The organism is Acidimangrovimonas pyrenivorans, assembly GCF_042643245.1.
GTDB classification, from domain to species: Bacteria; Pseudomonadota; Alphaproteobacteria; order Rhodobacterales; family Rhodobacteraceae; genus Acidimangrovimonas; species Acidimangrovimonas pyrenivorans.
In genome coordinates this window covers 1-14,841 of record NZ_JBHRSK010000021.1, presented here as the reverse complement: position 1 = coordinate 14,841, position 14,841 = coordinate 1, and the positions used below count along the sequence as shown (strand labels likewise).

Sequence of the window (14,841 nt, the reverse complement as noted above, 5' to 3'; positions counted from 1 at the left end):
TCCCCTAGCGGCGGTTGAAGGTGGCGGAGGCCAGGATCAGGCCGACGCCCTCGCGCCGGCTTTCGGCCCGGCGGGCGGCGGTCAGCAGGGTGTCGTCGGCGGCGTCGGCCAGCGCGGTATGGACGAAGCTGCGCGGGTCGGGCAGGGCCGCGCCATGGACCCGGCGCACCGTCATCGCCCAGTGGATGCGCGAGGCCAGGCCCTGCGGCGTGATCCAGGCCGCCGCGTCTTCGGGCCAGCCGTTCGGCCCCGAGGGTCTCTGGAAACGCTGGCCCATCAGCCGCATCGGTCCGAGCAGGGTGAAGCCGATCTTCTTGGTGGACAGGCCGGCGAGCTGGTCGGGCGGGGTTCCCAGCGCCCGCAGCGCGGCGGCGATGTAGTCCCAGGGCTGGCGCGCCTTGGTGAACTGCGGCGTCCAGGCGGCGGGATGTTCGAGCAGCGCGGCATAGACCGTCGGCAGGTCGCCCTGCGATCGCTGGAACGCGTCGGCGACATGGGCGACGAGGGCCGGATCGGGTGTGTCAGAGACGAAATGCACCGCCAGCTTGTGGGCGATATGCTGCGCCGTCGCCGGCTTGACCGCGATGTCGTCGAGCGCGGCGTAGATGTCCTTGAGCCGGGCCGGCTCTTCGCCGCCATAGCGCTTGCCCAGCACCAGTTCGGCCCCGGGTTCGGCCCAGGCGGGATGGAAAACGAAGCCGGTCCTGTAGTTGAAGCCGAGGCCGGTGAGCAGCTTGGCCATCTGGCGCACGTCGTGCTGGGTATAGGCGGAGGAGACGCCGACGGTATGCAGCTCGAGCAGCTCGCGGCCGAGATTCTCGTTCAGCCCGACCTTGCGGCGCTTGGCGGCGCGCGAATCCGGCCCGATCGAATGGCTCTGGTCGAGATAGGCCAGCATCGCCGGGTGGGTGGTGGCGGCGCGCAGCATCTGGGCGAAACTGCCGGTCAGGTGCGGCCGGATCGCGTCCTCGGCGAAGGCGTTGGGGGCCGTCAGGTCGAAGCCGCGCTTGGCGGTGACGGTGAAATGGTCGACCCAGAAGGCCTGCAGCCGTTCGCGGAAACCGTCGGCCGACTGCACCGCGCGCTGGAGCTGGGCGACCATGCCGGAGCGGTAGGACTGGACCATGTCGTTGCGGGCCCGGTCCTGCGCCTCCTTGCCGCCCGCTTCGTTGGCGCGCGCCGCCTTGCTGGCCTCGCGGTAGCCGCGGGCGAGGGCGAACCATGTCCGGGTGCCGCCGACGGGGTATTGGCCAGCGGCGACGTCCGGGCCGGCCAGGGCCTGCAGGATATCCTCGGCCCCTTGCGGGGCCGGTTGCGTCGGAGACAGCCCGTAACCGAACCGGATCGCCGCGATCGTCGATTGCCTGATCATGTCTGTGGGGTCCTTTTCCAGAACCGGGCGCGCCTGCGAAATCCGGCGCCCGTCCTCAACTCCCGCCACCACGCTAGCACGAGCGGGGAAAGCCGGCATAGCGCCTTGCGCGGCTGTCGCGGAAATTTGCGCATGGCGGAGGACGGCGCGGGCCGCGGTCGCGCCTTGCCACCCCGCCGCGCGCCGGCTTGACGTTTTCTTCAGCACCGGTTCCGAGACTCCGGGGCCATCCGTTCCCGTCAGACCGTTCCGGAGGCGCCGATGTCCGACACTTCGCCCAACCTTTCCCTGCCCTATCTGCAGCCCGCCCAGGCGCAGAAACACGTCACCCACAACGCGGCGCTGCAGCGGCTCGACCTGCTGGTGCAGGCGGCGGTCGAGGAGGTCGGGGCGCTGGTGCCGCCGGCGCTGCCGGCCGACGGCGCCGCTTACGCGCTGGGGCAGGGGACCCAGAACGCCTGGGCCGGCAAGGACGGCATGCTGGCGGCCTGGAGCGACGGCGCCTGGCTGTTCCTGGCGCCGCGGCCGGGCTGGCGGATCTGGGACAAGGCCAAGGCCGAGCTGCGGATCTGGTCGGGCAGCGCCTGGCTGCTGCCGCCGCCGGCGGCCGACAATCTCGATCACCTCGGCATCAACACCACCGCCGACGCCAGCAACCGGCTGGCGGTCTCGGCCCCGGCCAGCCTGTTCAGCCACGAGGGCAGCGATCACCGCATGGTGCTGAACAAGGCCGCCAGCGCCGACACCGCCAGCCTGCTGTTCCAGAGCGACTGGTCGGGCCGGGCCGAGATCGGCCTGGCGGGGGCGGACGACCTGAGCGTCAAGGTCAGCGCCGACGGCAGCGGCTGGACCACCGCGCTGACCCTGCGCGGCAGCGACGGGGCGCTGCTGCCGGGCGCGGGGCTGCAACTGGGTGGCGGTGATGCGGCGCATCGGCTGAGCCTCTACGAGCAGGGCAGCTATAGCCCGGCGCTGATCGACATGAGCGGCAATTCCGTCCCGCTGGCGCCTGCAAGCGTTAGCTATGTCCGCGTCGGGGCGCTGGCGGTGCTGTTCTTCGGCACCCTTGCCGGGCTCGACACCAGCGGCCTTGTCGCCGGCGACGCGGTGGCGGTGACGCTGCCCTTCGCCGCGGCGGCGGAGGCCTATGCGGCGGTCGAGTTGCAGGGGCTGAGCGCGGCGGGGCCGTTCCTGTGGCACGCCGCGACGGGCCAGAGCCACGCCCGGATCCGCCGCCTGGACAACCACGCCGCGCTGACGGTGTCGGAGATCGCCTCGGGCGTGACCGATCTGGTCGGCGGCACGCTGACGGTCCGCACCGGCTGACGGTCCGGCCAAGCGGAATATGGCACGAAACCTGCCGGTTTCGCCGCGTTTCCGGGCCGGAGGTTTGACAAGCGCACGGAACTGTGACCTGTGCGTGTACGAATGATCGGGCAGAAAGGCCCGGCCGGGCAGGACGAGGGGAGCGGCTTGGACGCACGACAGGGGCAGGGGGCTGGCAGCCTGGTGGCGGTCGTGGTTACCCATGAACGGCTGGACAAGCTGCGCGTCACCCTGGCGCGGCTGCTGCAGGCGCCGGCGGAACAGCTGGGCGCGGTGGTGGTAGTCGACAACGCCTCGGCCGACGAGACGCCGGCCTTCCTGGCTTCCCAAGACGATCCGCGGGTCACGGTGCTGCGCAACCGCAGCAATCTGGGCGGCGCCGGCGGCTTCGAGCGCGGGCTGAGGGAGGCGGTCGCGCGTTTCGATCCCGACTGGATCGTGGTCATGGACGACGACGCCCGGCCGGCGCCCGGCGCGCTGGCCGCGTTCCATGCCCTGAAGCCGGGCGACGATACCGCGGTGGCGGCGGCGGTGCATTTTCCCGACGGCCGGGTCTGCGAGATGAACCGGCCCTCGATTAACCCGTTCTGGCATCCGCGCGCCTTCCTGCGCGGGCTGCGGCACGGGCGCGACGGTTACCATATTCCCTACGAGGCCTATGACGGCGACAAACCGCTGCCGATCGACCTGACCTCCTTCGTCGGGCTGTTCCTGTCGCGGCGGATGATTCGCGAGGTCGGCCTGCCCGAGGGGCGGCTGTTCCTCTACGGCGACGACGTGATCTACACCCTGCGGCTGCGGCGTGCCGGTTTTTTCATCGATTTCGAGCCGCGGGTGCGGTTCGAACATGCCTGCGAGACCTTCGAGAACGATCAATTCCGCGTGTTCCGGCCGCTGTGGAAGGTCTATTACACCTATCGCAACGGGCTGATGATGTACCGCAAGGCGGCCGGGCCGCTGTTCTGGGCGCTGCTGCCGGTGGTGACGACCAAGTGGCTGCTGGCGGCGCGGCGCTATCACGGCGCCGATCGCCGGGCCTATATGCGGCTGCTGCGGCGGGCGATCCGCGACGCGGTGCGCGACCGCACCGATCTGAGCCATGACGAGGTCAAGGCGCTGGCCCGCCGGTCGAGCGCGCGCTGAGCCGCCCCGGGGCCTGCCCTAGTCGCTGATGATGTCCTTGTGGTGGCGCTGCAGCAGCACCAGCCCGAGGGCGAAGGGGATCAGGATCCAGGCCATCACGTAGGGCAGCGAGAAGTGCTCGGCATGGAAGCTGGGATAGATGCCGGTGCGCATGTAATCGACGATATGGACCAGCGGGTTATACCACAGCACGTCCTGCAGGTTTCGCGGCATGTCCTCGTAGTTGAAGATGATGCCGGAGCCGATGAACAGCGGCCGGGTGATAATGCCCCAGATCGAGGTCCAGGTGGGGAACAGGCCGGTCAGGACGCAGTTCAGCGTCCCGATCCCCAGTCCGAGCAGCGCGGCGAGTGCCATGGCGACGACGATCGGCGCGACGTCGAGCACCGACTTGCTGTTGGTCAGGATCAGGATCGAGGTCAGCAGGAGATAGGCCACGACCGCCGTCGTCAGCGTGTTGAGCAGGAACCGGGCCAGCACCGAATCCATCCAGGTGACGCTGGGATAGGCCAGCAGCGGCTTGGAGAAGGTCAGCGCGCCGGCCACCTTGCTCGCGTTGGAATTGTAGAGCGTGAAGGGCAGGAAGCCGGAGGCGTAGAACAGGATGAAGCTGTTGCCGAGCGCCGGCGAGCGCAGCATCAGCGAGAAGGCGAAGCTCATCATCATGATGGCGCCGAGCGGTTCGAGGACGGCCCAGATGTAGCCCCCGGGCGAGCGGCCGTAGCGCGTCGACATCTCGCGCAGGATCAGGGCGAGCACGACGCGGCCGGTGGCGAAGCTGCGGGTCTGCACCTGTTTCGGGAACTTCACCGGTGCAGGACCGGAGGAGGAATCGACTGTCGACAAGGGGGCGGCTCCGCCAAGCTGGTATTCGCGATTGCGATTATGTAGAAACGGAGTTGAAAGCACAATTCAGTTCGTTATTCCGCTCGGGGACACGTTTTGGCCCAGAAAGTCAGAGAGACAGCGATGCCGGACCGCTCGGAGTCCACGGAAGACACCCCCGCGGAAAACGGCGCGGCGGCGGGGCAGGGGCGGCCGGCCGGCGCCCGGCCCGGGCCGCGCTCGGTGCCCGGAGCGGGCAAGCCGGGCGGCGGACCCAACCAGAACGGGCCCAACCAGAAGATGAAACCGGGCGCCCGGCCGGGCGGCAAGCAGGGGCCGGGCGGCGCCAAGCCGGCACCGGTGGTCCAGATCCGGCCGCTGTCGGAACCGGCCAAGATGAAGCGGCGCCACTGGGGCCTGATGCTGAGCTTCGTGCTGGCGGTCCTGCTACCGCTGGCGGCGACCGGCGTCTATCTCTGGGCGCTGAGCTCGGACCAATACGCCTCGGATGTCGGCTTCACCGTGCGCAAGGAGGATAACAGCTCCTCCACCGCCAGCCTGATCGGCGGGCTGGCCCAGTTCACCGGCATCGGCGGCGGCGGCGGCTCGGATTCCGACATTCTCTACGAGTACATCCAGAGCCCGCAGATCGTCGAGAACATCGACAAGAAGCTGGACCTGCGCAAGCTCTACTCGCAGCATTGGCCGTCCGACCCGCTGTTCTCGCTCTGGCCCTCGTCCAACAACGAGCAGCTGCTGTGGTACTGGCAGCGCATGGTGCGGATTTCCTACGACAAGTCGACCGGGCTGATCGACCTGACGGTGCTGGCCTTCACGCCCGAGGCGGCGCAGAAGATCGCCCACGAGATCGTCGTCGAGAGCCAGGCGATGATCAACAACCTCAACATCACGGCCCGGCATGACGCGCTGACCTATGCGCGGCAGGACCTGGACGAGGCGGTCAAGCGGCTGAAGAGCGCCCGCGAGGCGATGACCACGTTCCGCACCCGGACCCAGATCGTCGATCCCAGCGCCGATATCCAGGGCCAGATGGGAGTGTTGAACAATCTCCAGCAACAGCTTGCCGCGGCGCTGATCAACTACGACCTGCTGCGCGACACCGCCAGCGCCACCGATCCGCGGCTGAGCCAGGCCCAACGCAAGATCGACGTCATCCGCCAGCGCATCGCGACCGAGCGCAAGAACTTCGCCTCGGACAAGGTCTCGACCGCGAACGAGGATTACCCGACGCTGATGGCGCAATACGAAAGCCTGAACGTCGACCTGCAATTCGCCGAGGAGACCTATCGCGCGGCGCTGGCGGCCTATGACGTCGCCCGCTCGAACGCCTCGCGCGATACGCGCTACCTGGCCTCCTACGTCCAGCCGACCCTGCCCGACAGCTCGGAATACCCGCAGCGCTACGTGCTGTTCGGGCTGACCGCGCTGTTCCTGATGATGATCTGGGCGATCGCGGCGCTTATATACTACTCGATCCGCGACCGGCGGTGAGCGAGGCGAGCAAGGACGGGCCATGATCCGGTTCGAGAACCTGACCAAGAGCTACAACTTGAATGGGCGGCGCAAGGTTGTCATCGACAATCTCTGCGCCACCCTGCCGACCGGCAAGTCGCTGGCGCTGCTGGGCCGCAACGGCGCCGGCAAGTCGACGCTGCTGCAGCTGATCGCCGGCAACCTGCGCCCCGACAGCGGCAAGATCGTCAGCGACGGCACGATCTCGTGGCAGGTGGGCTTCGGCGGCTCGTTCCACCGCGAGATGACCGGGGCCCAGAACGCCCGTTTCATCGCCCGGATCTACGGTGTCGACACCGACAGCCTGATGGCCTTCGTCGAGGATTTCGCCGAGCTCGGCGACCAGTTCTACATGCCGGTGCGCAGCTATTCCTCGGGCATGAAGTCGCGGCTGGCCTTCGGCATCTCGATGGGGGTCAAGTTCGACACCTATCTCGTCGACGAGGTCACCGCCGTCGGCGATGCCCGTTTCAAGCGCAAGAGCCGGGCGGTGTTCCGCGAACGGATGCGGCAGTCGAGCGCCATCCTGGTCAGCCATGACATGAGCCAGGTGCGCGAGTTCTGCGATGCCGGCATCGTGCTCGAGAACGGCCGGCTGCAGTTCTTCGACGATCTCGACGAGGCGATCTCGTTCCACCAGGCGATGCTGGCCTGATCGGCTCCGCGCCCCGCCCCCCGGCCTCTCCGCTATCCTGTCCCCCCGGCCCGCGCGCCCGCCCGGCGGCGCGGTGCTGAAAATTGATCCCAAATTGATCCAAAATTGATCCCGAATTGTTGGCGAGGGCCCCGGTTTGGCCCGGTTTCGGCGCCCGCTGCCGCCACCCCGCAAGCGCAGTCTTACAGCCATGGACAAGGGGGATATCATGGCTGTTCTGCAACTGAGATCGGTCGTCGAGAGCGGGCAAGAAACGCTCGATAACGCGGTGCGGGACATCGCGTTGGTGGACATGGATGGCGGGCTGTTCGCCTATGCCTCGAGCGGGGCGGATGGCGGGATTTCGGCCTGGAAGCTGGAGGGCGGCAAGACCGCCCATCTGGCCGACAGCCAGCCCTTCCCGGACGGGCTGCCGATGGGGCAGGGCGATCTGACCCCTGTGGATGTCGGCGGCGAGACCCGGCTGGTGATCGGCGGCGACGGCAGCACGGGCCTGGCGGGCTACAGCCTGGACGCCGATAGCGGCCGGATCGGGGCGCTGGCGCCGACCGCGCTGAGTGGCGTCGCCGCCACGTTTTCCACGACCACGGCGCTGGCCGGCGAGGGCGCGGCGATGCTGTTCGCGGCCGATACCGGCGCGGGCCGGATCGCGAGCTTTACCGTGGATGCCGACAGCTGCCGCAGCGCCGCCGCGGTGCCGGGCACCAGCGGCGTGCCGCCGGTGATGGCCTCGCTGAGCCATGGCGGCCAGGATTACCTGTTCACCGCCTGCCCGCTGAGCGCGAGTGTCAGCAGCTATCGCGTCGGCCCCGACGGCGCTGCGATGACGCTGGCCGGCCAGACCGGGGCGGCCTGGGGGCTGGGCATCGCGACGCCGACGGCGCTGGCCACGGCCGAGACCCCCGACGGTGCCTACCTGCTGCTGGGGGCCTCGGGCAGTTCCTCGATCTCGGTGATGCGGGTGACGGCGCGCGGCGGGCTGGTGCCGACCGACCACGTGATCGACACGCTCGACACCCGTTTCGCGCATATCCAGAGCCTGCAAGCCGTCACCGTCGGCGATCGTGCCTATGTCGTCGCCGGCGGCGGCGATGACGGGATCAGCCTGTTCACGCTGCTGCCGGGCGGCAAGCTGATGTGCCTCGATACGCTGGCTGACAGCGACGCGGCGTCGCTGGCCGATATCTCGGCCCTGGCCGCCGCCCATGTCGGCAACGAGGTCCAGGTGCTGGCCGCCTCGCAAAGCGAGGCCGGGCTGACCCAGCTCGCCTTCTCGGTCGCCGACCAGGGGGCGGAACAGCTGGGCGGCGCCGGGGCCGATACCCTGACCGGCGGGGCGGGGGCGGATCTGCTGGCCGGCGGGGCCGGCGACGACCGGCTGGTGGGGCAGGGCGGCGACGACATCCTGGTCGGCGGCGCGGGCAGCGACACGCTGACCGGCGGCGCCGGGGCCGATACCTTCGTCTTTGCCGGCGACGGCGGCCGCGACGTGGTGACCGATTTCACCGCCGGCGAGGACCGGCTCGACCTGTCGCAGCTGCCGATGTTCTACGATCCGGCGCGGCTGCAGGTCGAGACCAACGGCAAGGGCGCGGTGCTGGACTGGTTCGGCCAGGAAATCGTGCTGCTGAGCGCCGATCGCAGCGCGCTGAGCCGGGCCGAGGTACTGGACGCGATCCTGGCCGGTCCCGACCGGCCGGCGCTGAGCACCGGGCTGAGCCTGGCCGGCGACAGCGGCGCCGACCAGCTGAACGGTTCGGGGTCCGGCGATGCGCTGCACGGGCTGGCGGGGGCGGACCGGCTGACCGGCGGCTCCGGCGCCGACCACCTGTTCGGCGGGCTCGGGGCCGATACGCTGTTCGGCGGGCCGGGCAGCGACACGGTGCAGGGCGGCAACGGTCCCGACCGGGCCTTCCTCGGTCTTGGCGACGACCTGTTCTCCGACACCACCCAGAAAGGCGCTCTGGCGCATGACGTGGTCTGGGGCGGCGGCGGCAACGACACGATCCGCGGCGGCGGCGGCGAGGATGCGCTGCACGGCCAGACCGGTGCCGATCACCTGTTCGGCCAAGGCGGTGCCGACCATCTGTTCGGTGACGCCGGGGCCGACCGGCTGTTCGGCGGGCCGGGCGCCGATACCGTCTTCGGCGGCAAGGGCCCCGACAAGAGCTTCCTCGGCGCCGGCGACGACCTCTATCGCGACAGCGCGCAGGGCGGAGCGGCCGGTGCCGACACCGTCAACGGCGGGGCCGGCAGCGACCAGATCGCCGGCGGCGCCGGCGGCGACCTGCTGATCGGTGCGGCAGGCGACGACCGGCTGGACGGGCAGAAGGGCTTCGACCGGCTGTTCGGCGGCGGCGGTGCCGATACGCTGGATGGCGGCCCGGGCCATGACGTGCTGACCGGCGGCGCCGGGGCCGACACTTTCGTCTTCGCGCCGCATGACGGCCATGACGTGGTGACGGATTTCGTGCCGGGCACCGATCACCTGGAATTTACCGAGCCCGGACTGAGCTATGCCGAGCTGGCGATCCATGACAGCGCCGCCGGGGCGGTGGTCGATTACGGCGACGGGTCGGTGCTGCTGCACGGGCTGACCGCGGCCGAACTGACGCCCGGCGATTTCCTGTTCTCGTGAGGGTCAGAGCAGGAACAGATCCGGCTCTAGCACGGCCGGATCCGTGATCCCGGACAGGATCAACAGATCGCCGTCGCCGAAATCGAGGCTGACGCCGCTGCCGTCCGTGGTGGCGTATCGCGCCAGCACTTCGGCCGGGGTCAGGCCGCCGCCCCAGAGGGCGCTGTCGAGCCCGAGCCGGTCGCTGCCGGGGGTGAAATCGGCGATCGTGTCGGCCCCGAGATTGAACAGGAAGGTATCGGCCCCGCTGCCGCCGGTCAGGCGGTCGTCGCCGGGCCCGCCGTCGAGCGTGTCGCTGTCGGCCCCGCCCCAGAGCCGATCGTCGCCCAGCCGGCCATGGATCAGGTCGTTCCCGGCCGTGCCGTGGAAGCTGTCGTTCCCGGCGCCGCCCTGGAGGGTGTCGTTGCCGGAGCCGGCCCAGACCGTATCGGCGCCCAGCGGACCGCTCTGGGGGCTGTCGATGAATAGATCGTCGCCGGTGCCGAGACAGATACTGTCGCGGCCGTTGCCGCCGGCGACGACGTCGTCGCCGGCGCGACCGAAGAGCGTGTCGGCCCCGTTGCCGCCGGCCAGCGTATCGTCGCCGGCCCCGCCCCAGAGCCGATCGGCGCCCAGCCGGCCGCGCAGCAGGTCCGTCCCCTCCTGCCCGTGCAGCCGGTCAGCGCCGGCGCCGCCCTGGACCGTGTCGGCGCCGAGCCCGGCCCAGACCGTGTCCCCGCCCGGCGGGTCGCCCGGGTCGCCGGCGGTGAAGAGATCGTCGTCGAACAGATCGTCGCCGGCCCCCAGATCGACACTGTCATGGCCAGACCCGCCCGAAACCGTGTCGCTGCCGCCCTGGCCGAACAGGGTATCGTTCCCGGCGCCGCCGGCAAGGATGTCGCCCGCCGTTGTGCCGGTCAGGTTGAAGCCGAAGCTGTCGAGGATGTTGTCCGTCCCCGGGTAGTCGTCGTCGGCATCGGGCTGGTCGGGCAGGACATCGGCGATATCGGTGCCGATGACGTGGAGCAGCGAGGCGACGAAGGAATTGGAATTCTGCAGGAAGGTCTGGAACGGCACTTGCCGGTCGCCGATCTCCCGCGCCTGCTGGCGCATCACGTCCCAGACGTCGGCGGCGTCGCGGGGGCCGAGATCGAGCACCCGGCTGCCGTAGAGGTCGCGGTCCTCGACCGGCCGCGCATCGGCGCTGTCGGCCATCGGCAGGCTGTCCTCGACCAGGATCACGCCGGTGCCCAGCGGCCCCGACGGCCCGGAGCGCAGCACGTATTCCGATCCGTCGTCATCGACGAAGACGAGGTAGAGATGGTCATAGCCGGTATCGGTGACGAGATAGACCGGATGGCCCTCGATCCGGATTTCCGACATCTTGCCCTCCACGATCGCACCGCCCTGCGGCGACAGGGGGCCGCCGGTATGCGGCCCCCTGCCAGTTCGTTCCGACGATCCGCCTCAGAGGATCGACAGGTCGCCTTCCAGCGTGGCCAGGTCGCTGATCCCGGTCAGGGTCAGCACATTGCCGCCGCCGAAATCGAAGGTGGCGTCGGTGCCGTCGGTGCTGGCATAGTCCGTCATCACCTCGGCCGCCGTCTTGGCCGCGCCGCCCCACAGGGCGCTGTCGATCTCGAGAATGTCGATCATCAGCGTGAAGTCGGTGACCTGGTCGTTGCCGCCGTTGAAGACGAAGACGTCGTCATCGGCGCCGCCGAACAGGATGTCGTCGCCGGCGCCGCCGTTGAGGTAGTCGAAGCCGGCGCCGCCGTTGATGGTGTCGTTGCCGGCGCCACCGAAGAAGTTGTCGTCGCCGCCGCCGCCCTGGATCACGTCGTTGCCAAGCTCGCCCCGGACGGTGTCGTTGCCGAGCGGGCCGGTCTGGCTGTTGTCGAGATACAGGTCGTCGCCAGCGCCGAGATGGACCTGGTCGCGGCCCAGCCCGCCATCGACGGTGTCGTTGCCGGACCCGGCGTCGATCTTGTCGTTGCCACCGCCGCCGAAGATCTTGTCGGCGCCGAGGCGGCCGTTGATCACGTCGGCCCCGGTCATGCCGCGCAGGTCGTCATTGCCGCCGCCGCCCTGGAGCGTGTCGTTGCCGGCGCCGGCTCAGACCGTGTCATTGCCCAGCGGGCCGGCCTGGGTGTTGTCGATGAACAGGTCGTCGCCGCCGCCCAGGAAGGCCTGGTCGGGGCCATCGCCGCCGGTGACCGTGTCATTGCCCAGGCCGCCGTTCAGCGTGTCCGCGCCGCCACCGCCGAAGAGCTCGTCGTTGCCGCCGCCGCCGTTGACCAGGTCGGCCCCGACATCGCCGTGGAAGACATCGGCGCCGGCGCCACCCTGGATCGTGTCGTTGCCGGCGCCGGCCCAGACCGTGTCGCTGCCCAGCGGGCCGCCCTGGGCGTTGTCGACGAACAGGTCGTTGCCGGCGCCGAGGAAGGCCTTGTCGGGCCCGTCGCCGCCGTCGACCGTGTCGTCGCCCAGGCCGCCCTGCAGCGTGTCGCTGCCACCGCCGCCGAAGATGGCGTCGTTGCCGTCGCGGCCGAGGATCTCGTCGTTGCCGGTGCCGCCATAGAAGACGTCGTTGCCGCCGCCGCCCTGGATCGTGTCATTGCCGTCGCCGGCGAAAACGGTGTCCTGCCCCAGAACGCCGGTCTGGGCGTTATCCTCGAACAGGTCGTTGCCGGCGCCCAGATAGGCCTTGTCGCGGCCGTCGCCGCCGTCGACGACGTCATTGCCGCCGCCGCCGTTCAGCAGGTCGGCGCCGCCGTCGCCGTAGAGCGTGTCATCGTTCAGGCCGCCGCTCAGCGTGTCGTTGCCGGCCAGCCCGTGGACGATGTCGCGGAAGTCGGTGCCCGGGAAGACATCGTCGCCGGCGGTGCCGGTGGCGATCAGCGAGTTGACCAGCTCGCCGTCGACCACGGTGAAGTCACCGCTGACGGTGGCCAGTTCGAACCCGCTCGGGTCGGTGAGGCTGGCATTGGTGATGTCGAGCCCGGCGTAATCGGCGATGTCGAACGAGCCGCCATTGAAGGCGGTGAACAGGGCGGCAAGGATCGTCGCGCCGCTGCCCAGATCGCTCGGGAAGGTGCCGTCAAGCACCAGCTCGTAGCCCGAGGCGTCGAGCAGGATCTGGCTGCTCGAGATGTCGAGCGTCGCCAGCGTGGTGCCGCCATCGGTCAGCGTCGCCCCGGTCAGCGAATAGGGCGCCAGCGAGGTGACCACGTCGGGCGACAGGGTGCCGCCGAAGGCCACCGTGAGAATGGCGCCCGCGACCGAGAACAACTGAACCATGTCGGTCGGGAAGGTGCCGTCGAGCGTCGCGCCGTAGCTGCCGGCGGTCAGCGCGATCTGCGATGTCGAGAAGTTGGCATCGACCAGGACCTGGCCGCCCACGGTGAGCGTGAGATCCGAGATCGCGCCGGAAATGATGTCTCCGTTGCTGTCGACGGCGAAGCCGCTGCCCAGGATGACCAGCGAGCCGCTGGCGTCGCTATAGGTGATCGACGTCGCCGTCACGACCGGCGTCGTGTTCAGGACTGTCAGCCCGCTCAGGGCCCCCAGCTCCGTTTGCAGGTCGGTCGAGAGGTTTTCCAAATCCGAGAAGGCGCCCGAAGACACCAGACGGAAGAGTTCGGTACTGACATGAAGGTCGAGCATTTTGAAATCCCCTTCGAAAATATCGGGCCGATAAGTCAACTCCGGTGCCGAAGGTCCTTCGTTGCCCGGGGCGAGATCGACTCGTCAAGAAACCTCACAATAGAGTAACCGTCGCGTGATCCGGCGCCATGACGCAGGTCAAGTGGTGGTTGAATTCCGACCGCCGGCGCGGCCCCGCCGGCACGGGCCCGCCGGCCGCGACAGGGTGTCCGGCTTGACGCGCGGGCCCCGATCGGGGTTATACCGGGACGAGACCGGGACAGCCGTGGACAGCCGTGCGCGGCCGTGCGCGGGCCGCGCGAGGCGGGGTCGGTCGGGTAGAGAAGAGGCATTTTATTGTGAAGATTCTTCTGGTGGGAGCGGGCCTGTCCGGGGCCGTGATCGGCCGTGACCTGGCCGAGGCGGGCCACGACATCACCATCGTCGACAGCCGGCCGCATATCGGCGGCAACTGCTATACCGAGCGCGACCCCGAGACCGGCGTCCTGGTCCATGTCTACGGGCCGCACATCTTCCATACCGACGACGAGGAGGTCTGGGACTACGTCAACCGTTACCAGACCTTCCGGCCCTACAAGAACCGGGTCAAGACGACCAGCCAGGGTGCCGTCTACTCGCTGCCGGTGAACCTGCACACGATCAACCAGTTCTACGGCAAGACGCTGCGCCCGGCCGAGGCGCGCGAATTCCTCGAAGAGCAGGCCGACAGCTCGATCGCCGATCCGCAGACCTTCGAGGAACAGGCGCTGCGCTTCGTCGGCCCCGATCTCTACGCCGCCTTCTTCAAGGGCTATACCGAGAAGCAATGGGGATGCAGCCCGACCGAGCTTCCGGCCAGCATCCTCAAGCGGCTGCCGGTGCGCTTCAACTACGACGACAACTACTTCTTCCACCGCTTCCAGGGCATGCCCGAGACCGGCTATACCGAGATGATCGCGGCGATCCTCGACCACCCGGCGATCGAGGTGAGGCTCGACACCCGGTTCAGCGCCGAACAGGGCGCGGGCTACGACCACGTCTTCTATTCCGGGCCGCTGGACGGCTATTTCGACTACCGGCTCGGCCGGCTGGGATACCGGACGCTCGATTTCGAACGCTTCACCGACCAGGGCGATTACCAGGGCTGCGCGGTGATGAACTACGGCGACCGCGACGTGCCCTATACGCGGATCACCGAGCACAAGCATTTCGCCCCCTGGGAGAGCCACGAGGGCACCGTCTGCTACCGCGAATACAGCCGCGCGGCCGGGCCGGACGACATCCCCTATTACCCGATCCGGCTGGTGGCCGAGAAGGCGCTGCTGGCCGATTACGTGGCGCTGGCGGAAGAGACCGCCGGGGTCACCTTCGTCGGCCGGCTGGGGACCTATCGCTATCTCGACATGGACGTGACGATCCGCGAGGCGCTGGACGCCGCGGCCGCCTTCCGCGCCAGCGCGGCGGCGGGGGACGCGATGCCGGCTTTCGTCAAATCGCCGCTGTAGCGGCCCGGCCTCGGCCGATTCCAGCCGATTTCGCGGCCCGGGTTCAAAATGCGGTGGCTGCTGTTGACCCGGATGCGCGGATCGCGCAGAAAATGGGCCTCAAAGAAAGTTTCCGTTTTTCAAGGCAAATTTTCCGTTTGGCGACCTAAGGACCCGGGGGATGACGTTGAATATGCGAGTGACGAAGGCAGTTTTCCCTGTCGCGGGATTGGGAACGCGG

10 protein-coding genes and 1 pseudogene are annotated in these 14,841 nt (G+C 69.0%); 6 read left to right on the top strand and 5 right to left on the bottom strand.

Going from position 1 to position 14,841, the window contains the following annotated elements; genetic code table 11:
- Nucleotides 1-4 precede the first annotated feature (4 nt).
- A complete protein-coding gene (locus ACFOES_RS20395) occupies nucleotides 5-1,372 on the bottom strand; it encodes a DUF1800 domain-containing protein (protein ID WP_377835462.1) in 1,368 nt (455 codons plus the stop codon).
- A 261-nt stretch (nucleotides 1,373-1,633) separates the two neighbouring features.
- Between ACFOES_RS20395 and ACFOES_RS20390 the strand changes: the two genes are divergently transcribed.
- On the top strand, nucleotides 1,634-2,698 hold the full coding sequence (locus ACFOES_RS20390; RefSeq protein WP_377835460.1) for a DUF2793 domain-containing protein: 1,065 nt from the start codon (nucleotides 1,634-1,636) through the stop codon (nucleotides 2,696-2,698).
- 147 nt (nucleotides 2,699-2,845) lie between these two features.
- Nucleotides 2,846-3,841: a glycosyltransferase gene (locus ACFOES_RS20385; protein ID WP_377835458.1), complete on the top strand. Its 996-nt coding sequence runs from the start codon at nucleotides 2,846-2,848 to the stop codon at nucleotides 3,839-3,841.
- An 18-nt stretch (nucleotides 3,842-3,859) separates the two neighbouring features.
- Here the strand turns inward: ACFOES_RS20385 and ACFOES_RS20380 are convergent, their stop codons facing one another.
- Complete coding sequence (locus ACFOES_RS20380) at nucleotides 3,860-4,651, bottom strand: ABC transporter permease (RefSeq protein ID WP_377835456.1); 792 nt, start codon at nucleotides 4,649-4,651, stop codon at nucleotides 3,860-3,862.
- Between the two features lie 159 nt (nucleotides 4,652-4,810).
- Here ACFOES_RS20380 and ACFOES_RS20375 point away from each other — a divergent pair, with 159 nt between their 5' ends.
- The 3 genes from ACFOES_RS20375 (at nucleotide 4,811) to ACFOES_RS20365 (ending at nucleotide 9,492) form a co-directional block, all read left to right on the top strand.
- Nucleotides 4,811-6,178, top strand: coding sequence for a sugar transporter (locus tag ACFOES_RS20375; protein ID WP_377835454.1), 1,368 nt, complete (start codon nucleotides 4,811-4,813; stop codon nucleotides 6,176-6,178).
- 22 nt (nucleotides 6,179-6,200) lie between these two features.
- Nucleotides 6,201-6,854: an ABC transporter ATP-binding protein gene (locus tag ACFOES_RS20370; RefSeq protein WP_377835452.1), complete on the top strand. Its 654-nt coding sequence runs from the start codon at nucleotides 6,201-6,203 to the stop codon at nucleotides 6,852-6,854.
- 208 nt (nucleotides 6,855-7,062) lie between these two features.
- Complete coding sequence (locus ACFOES_RS20365; RefSeq protein WP_377835450.1) at nucleotides 7,063-9,492, top strand: M10 family metallopeptidase C-terminal domain-containing protein; 2,430 nt, start codon at nucleotides 7,063-7,065, stop codon at nucleotides 9,490-9,492.
- Nucleotides 9,493-9,495: 3 nt separating this feature from the next.
- Here ACFOES_RS20365 and ACFOES_RS20360 read toward each other — a convergent pair whose 3' ends face one another.
- The 3 genes and pseudogenes from ACFOES_RS20360 to ACFOES_RS20350 form a co-directional block, all read right to left on the bottom strand.
- On the bottom strand, nucleotides 9,496-10,854 hold the full coding sequence (locus tag ACFOES_RS20360) for a calcium-binding protein (RefSeq protein WP_377835448.1): 1,359 nt from the start codon (nucleotides 10,852-10,854) through the stop codon (nucleotides 9,496-9,498).
- An 84-nt stretch (nucleotides 10,855-10,938) separates the two neighbouring features.
- Nucleotides 10,939-11,571, bottom strand: a pseudogene (locus ACFOES_RS20355) (calcium-binding protein); the annotation flags it as partial.
- A 15-nt stretch (nucleotides 11,572-11,586) separates the two neighbouring features.
- Nucleotides 11,587-13,137, bottom strand: a complete 1,551-nt coding sequence (locus tag ACFOES_RS20350; RefSeq protein WP_377835446.1) for a calcium-binding protein — start codon at nucleotides 13,135-13,137, stop codon at nucleotides 11,587-11,589.
- Between the two features lie 338 nt (nucleotides 13,138-13,475).
- On the opposite strand from ACFOES_RS20350, the gene glf reads away from it, so the two are divergent.
- Nucleotides 13,476-14,621, top strand: a complete 1,146-nt coding sequence (gene glf / locus ACFOES_RS20345) for a UDP-galactopyranose mutase (protein WP_377835444.1) — start codon at nucleotides 13,476-13,478, stop codon at nucleotides 14,619-14,621.
- Nucleotides 14,622-14,841 lie beyond the last annotated feature (220 nt).

What these genes read in the sequence shown, in the direction of transcription:
- ACFOES_RS20395 (WP_377835462.1), bottom strand. Translation starts at nt 1,372, where the DNA reads ATGATCAGGCAATCGACGATCGCGGCGATCCGGTTCGGTTACGGGCTG.
- ACFOES_RS20390 (WP_377835460.1), top strand. Translation starts at nt 1,634, where the DNA reads ATGTCCGACACTTCGCCCAACCTTTCCCTGCCCTATCTGCAGCCCGCC.
- ACFOES_RS20375 (WP_377835454.1), top strand. Translation starts at nt 4,811, where the DNA reads ATGCCGGACCGCTCGGAGTCCACGGAAGACACCCCCGCGGAAAACGGC.
- ACFOES_RS20370 (WP_377835452.1), top strand. Translation starts at nt 6,201, where the DNA reads ATGATCCGGTTCGAGAACCTGACCAAGAGCTACAACTTGAATGGGCGG.
- ACFOES_RS20365 (WP_377835450.1), top strand. Translation starts at nt 7,063, where the DNA reads ATGGCTGTTCTGCAACTGAGATCGGTCGTCGAGAGCGGGCAAGAAACG.
- ACFOES_RS20360 (WP_377835448.1), bottom strand. Translation starts at nt 10,854, where the DNA reads ATGTCGGAAATCCGGATCGAGGGCCATCCGGTCTATCTCGTCACCGAT.
- ACFOES_RS20350 (WP_377835446.1), bottom strand. Translation starts at nt 13,137, where the DNA reads ATGCTCGACCTTCATGTCAGTACCGAACTCTTCCGTCTGGTGTCTTCG.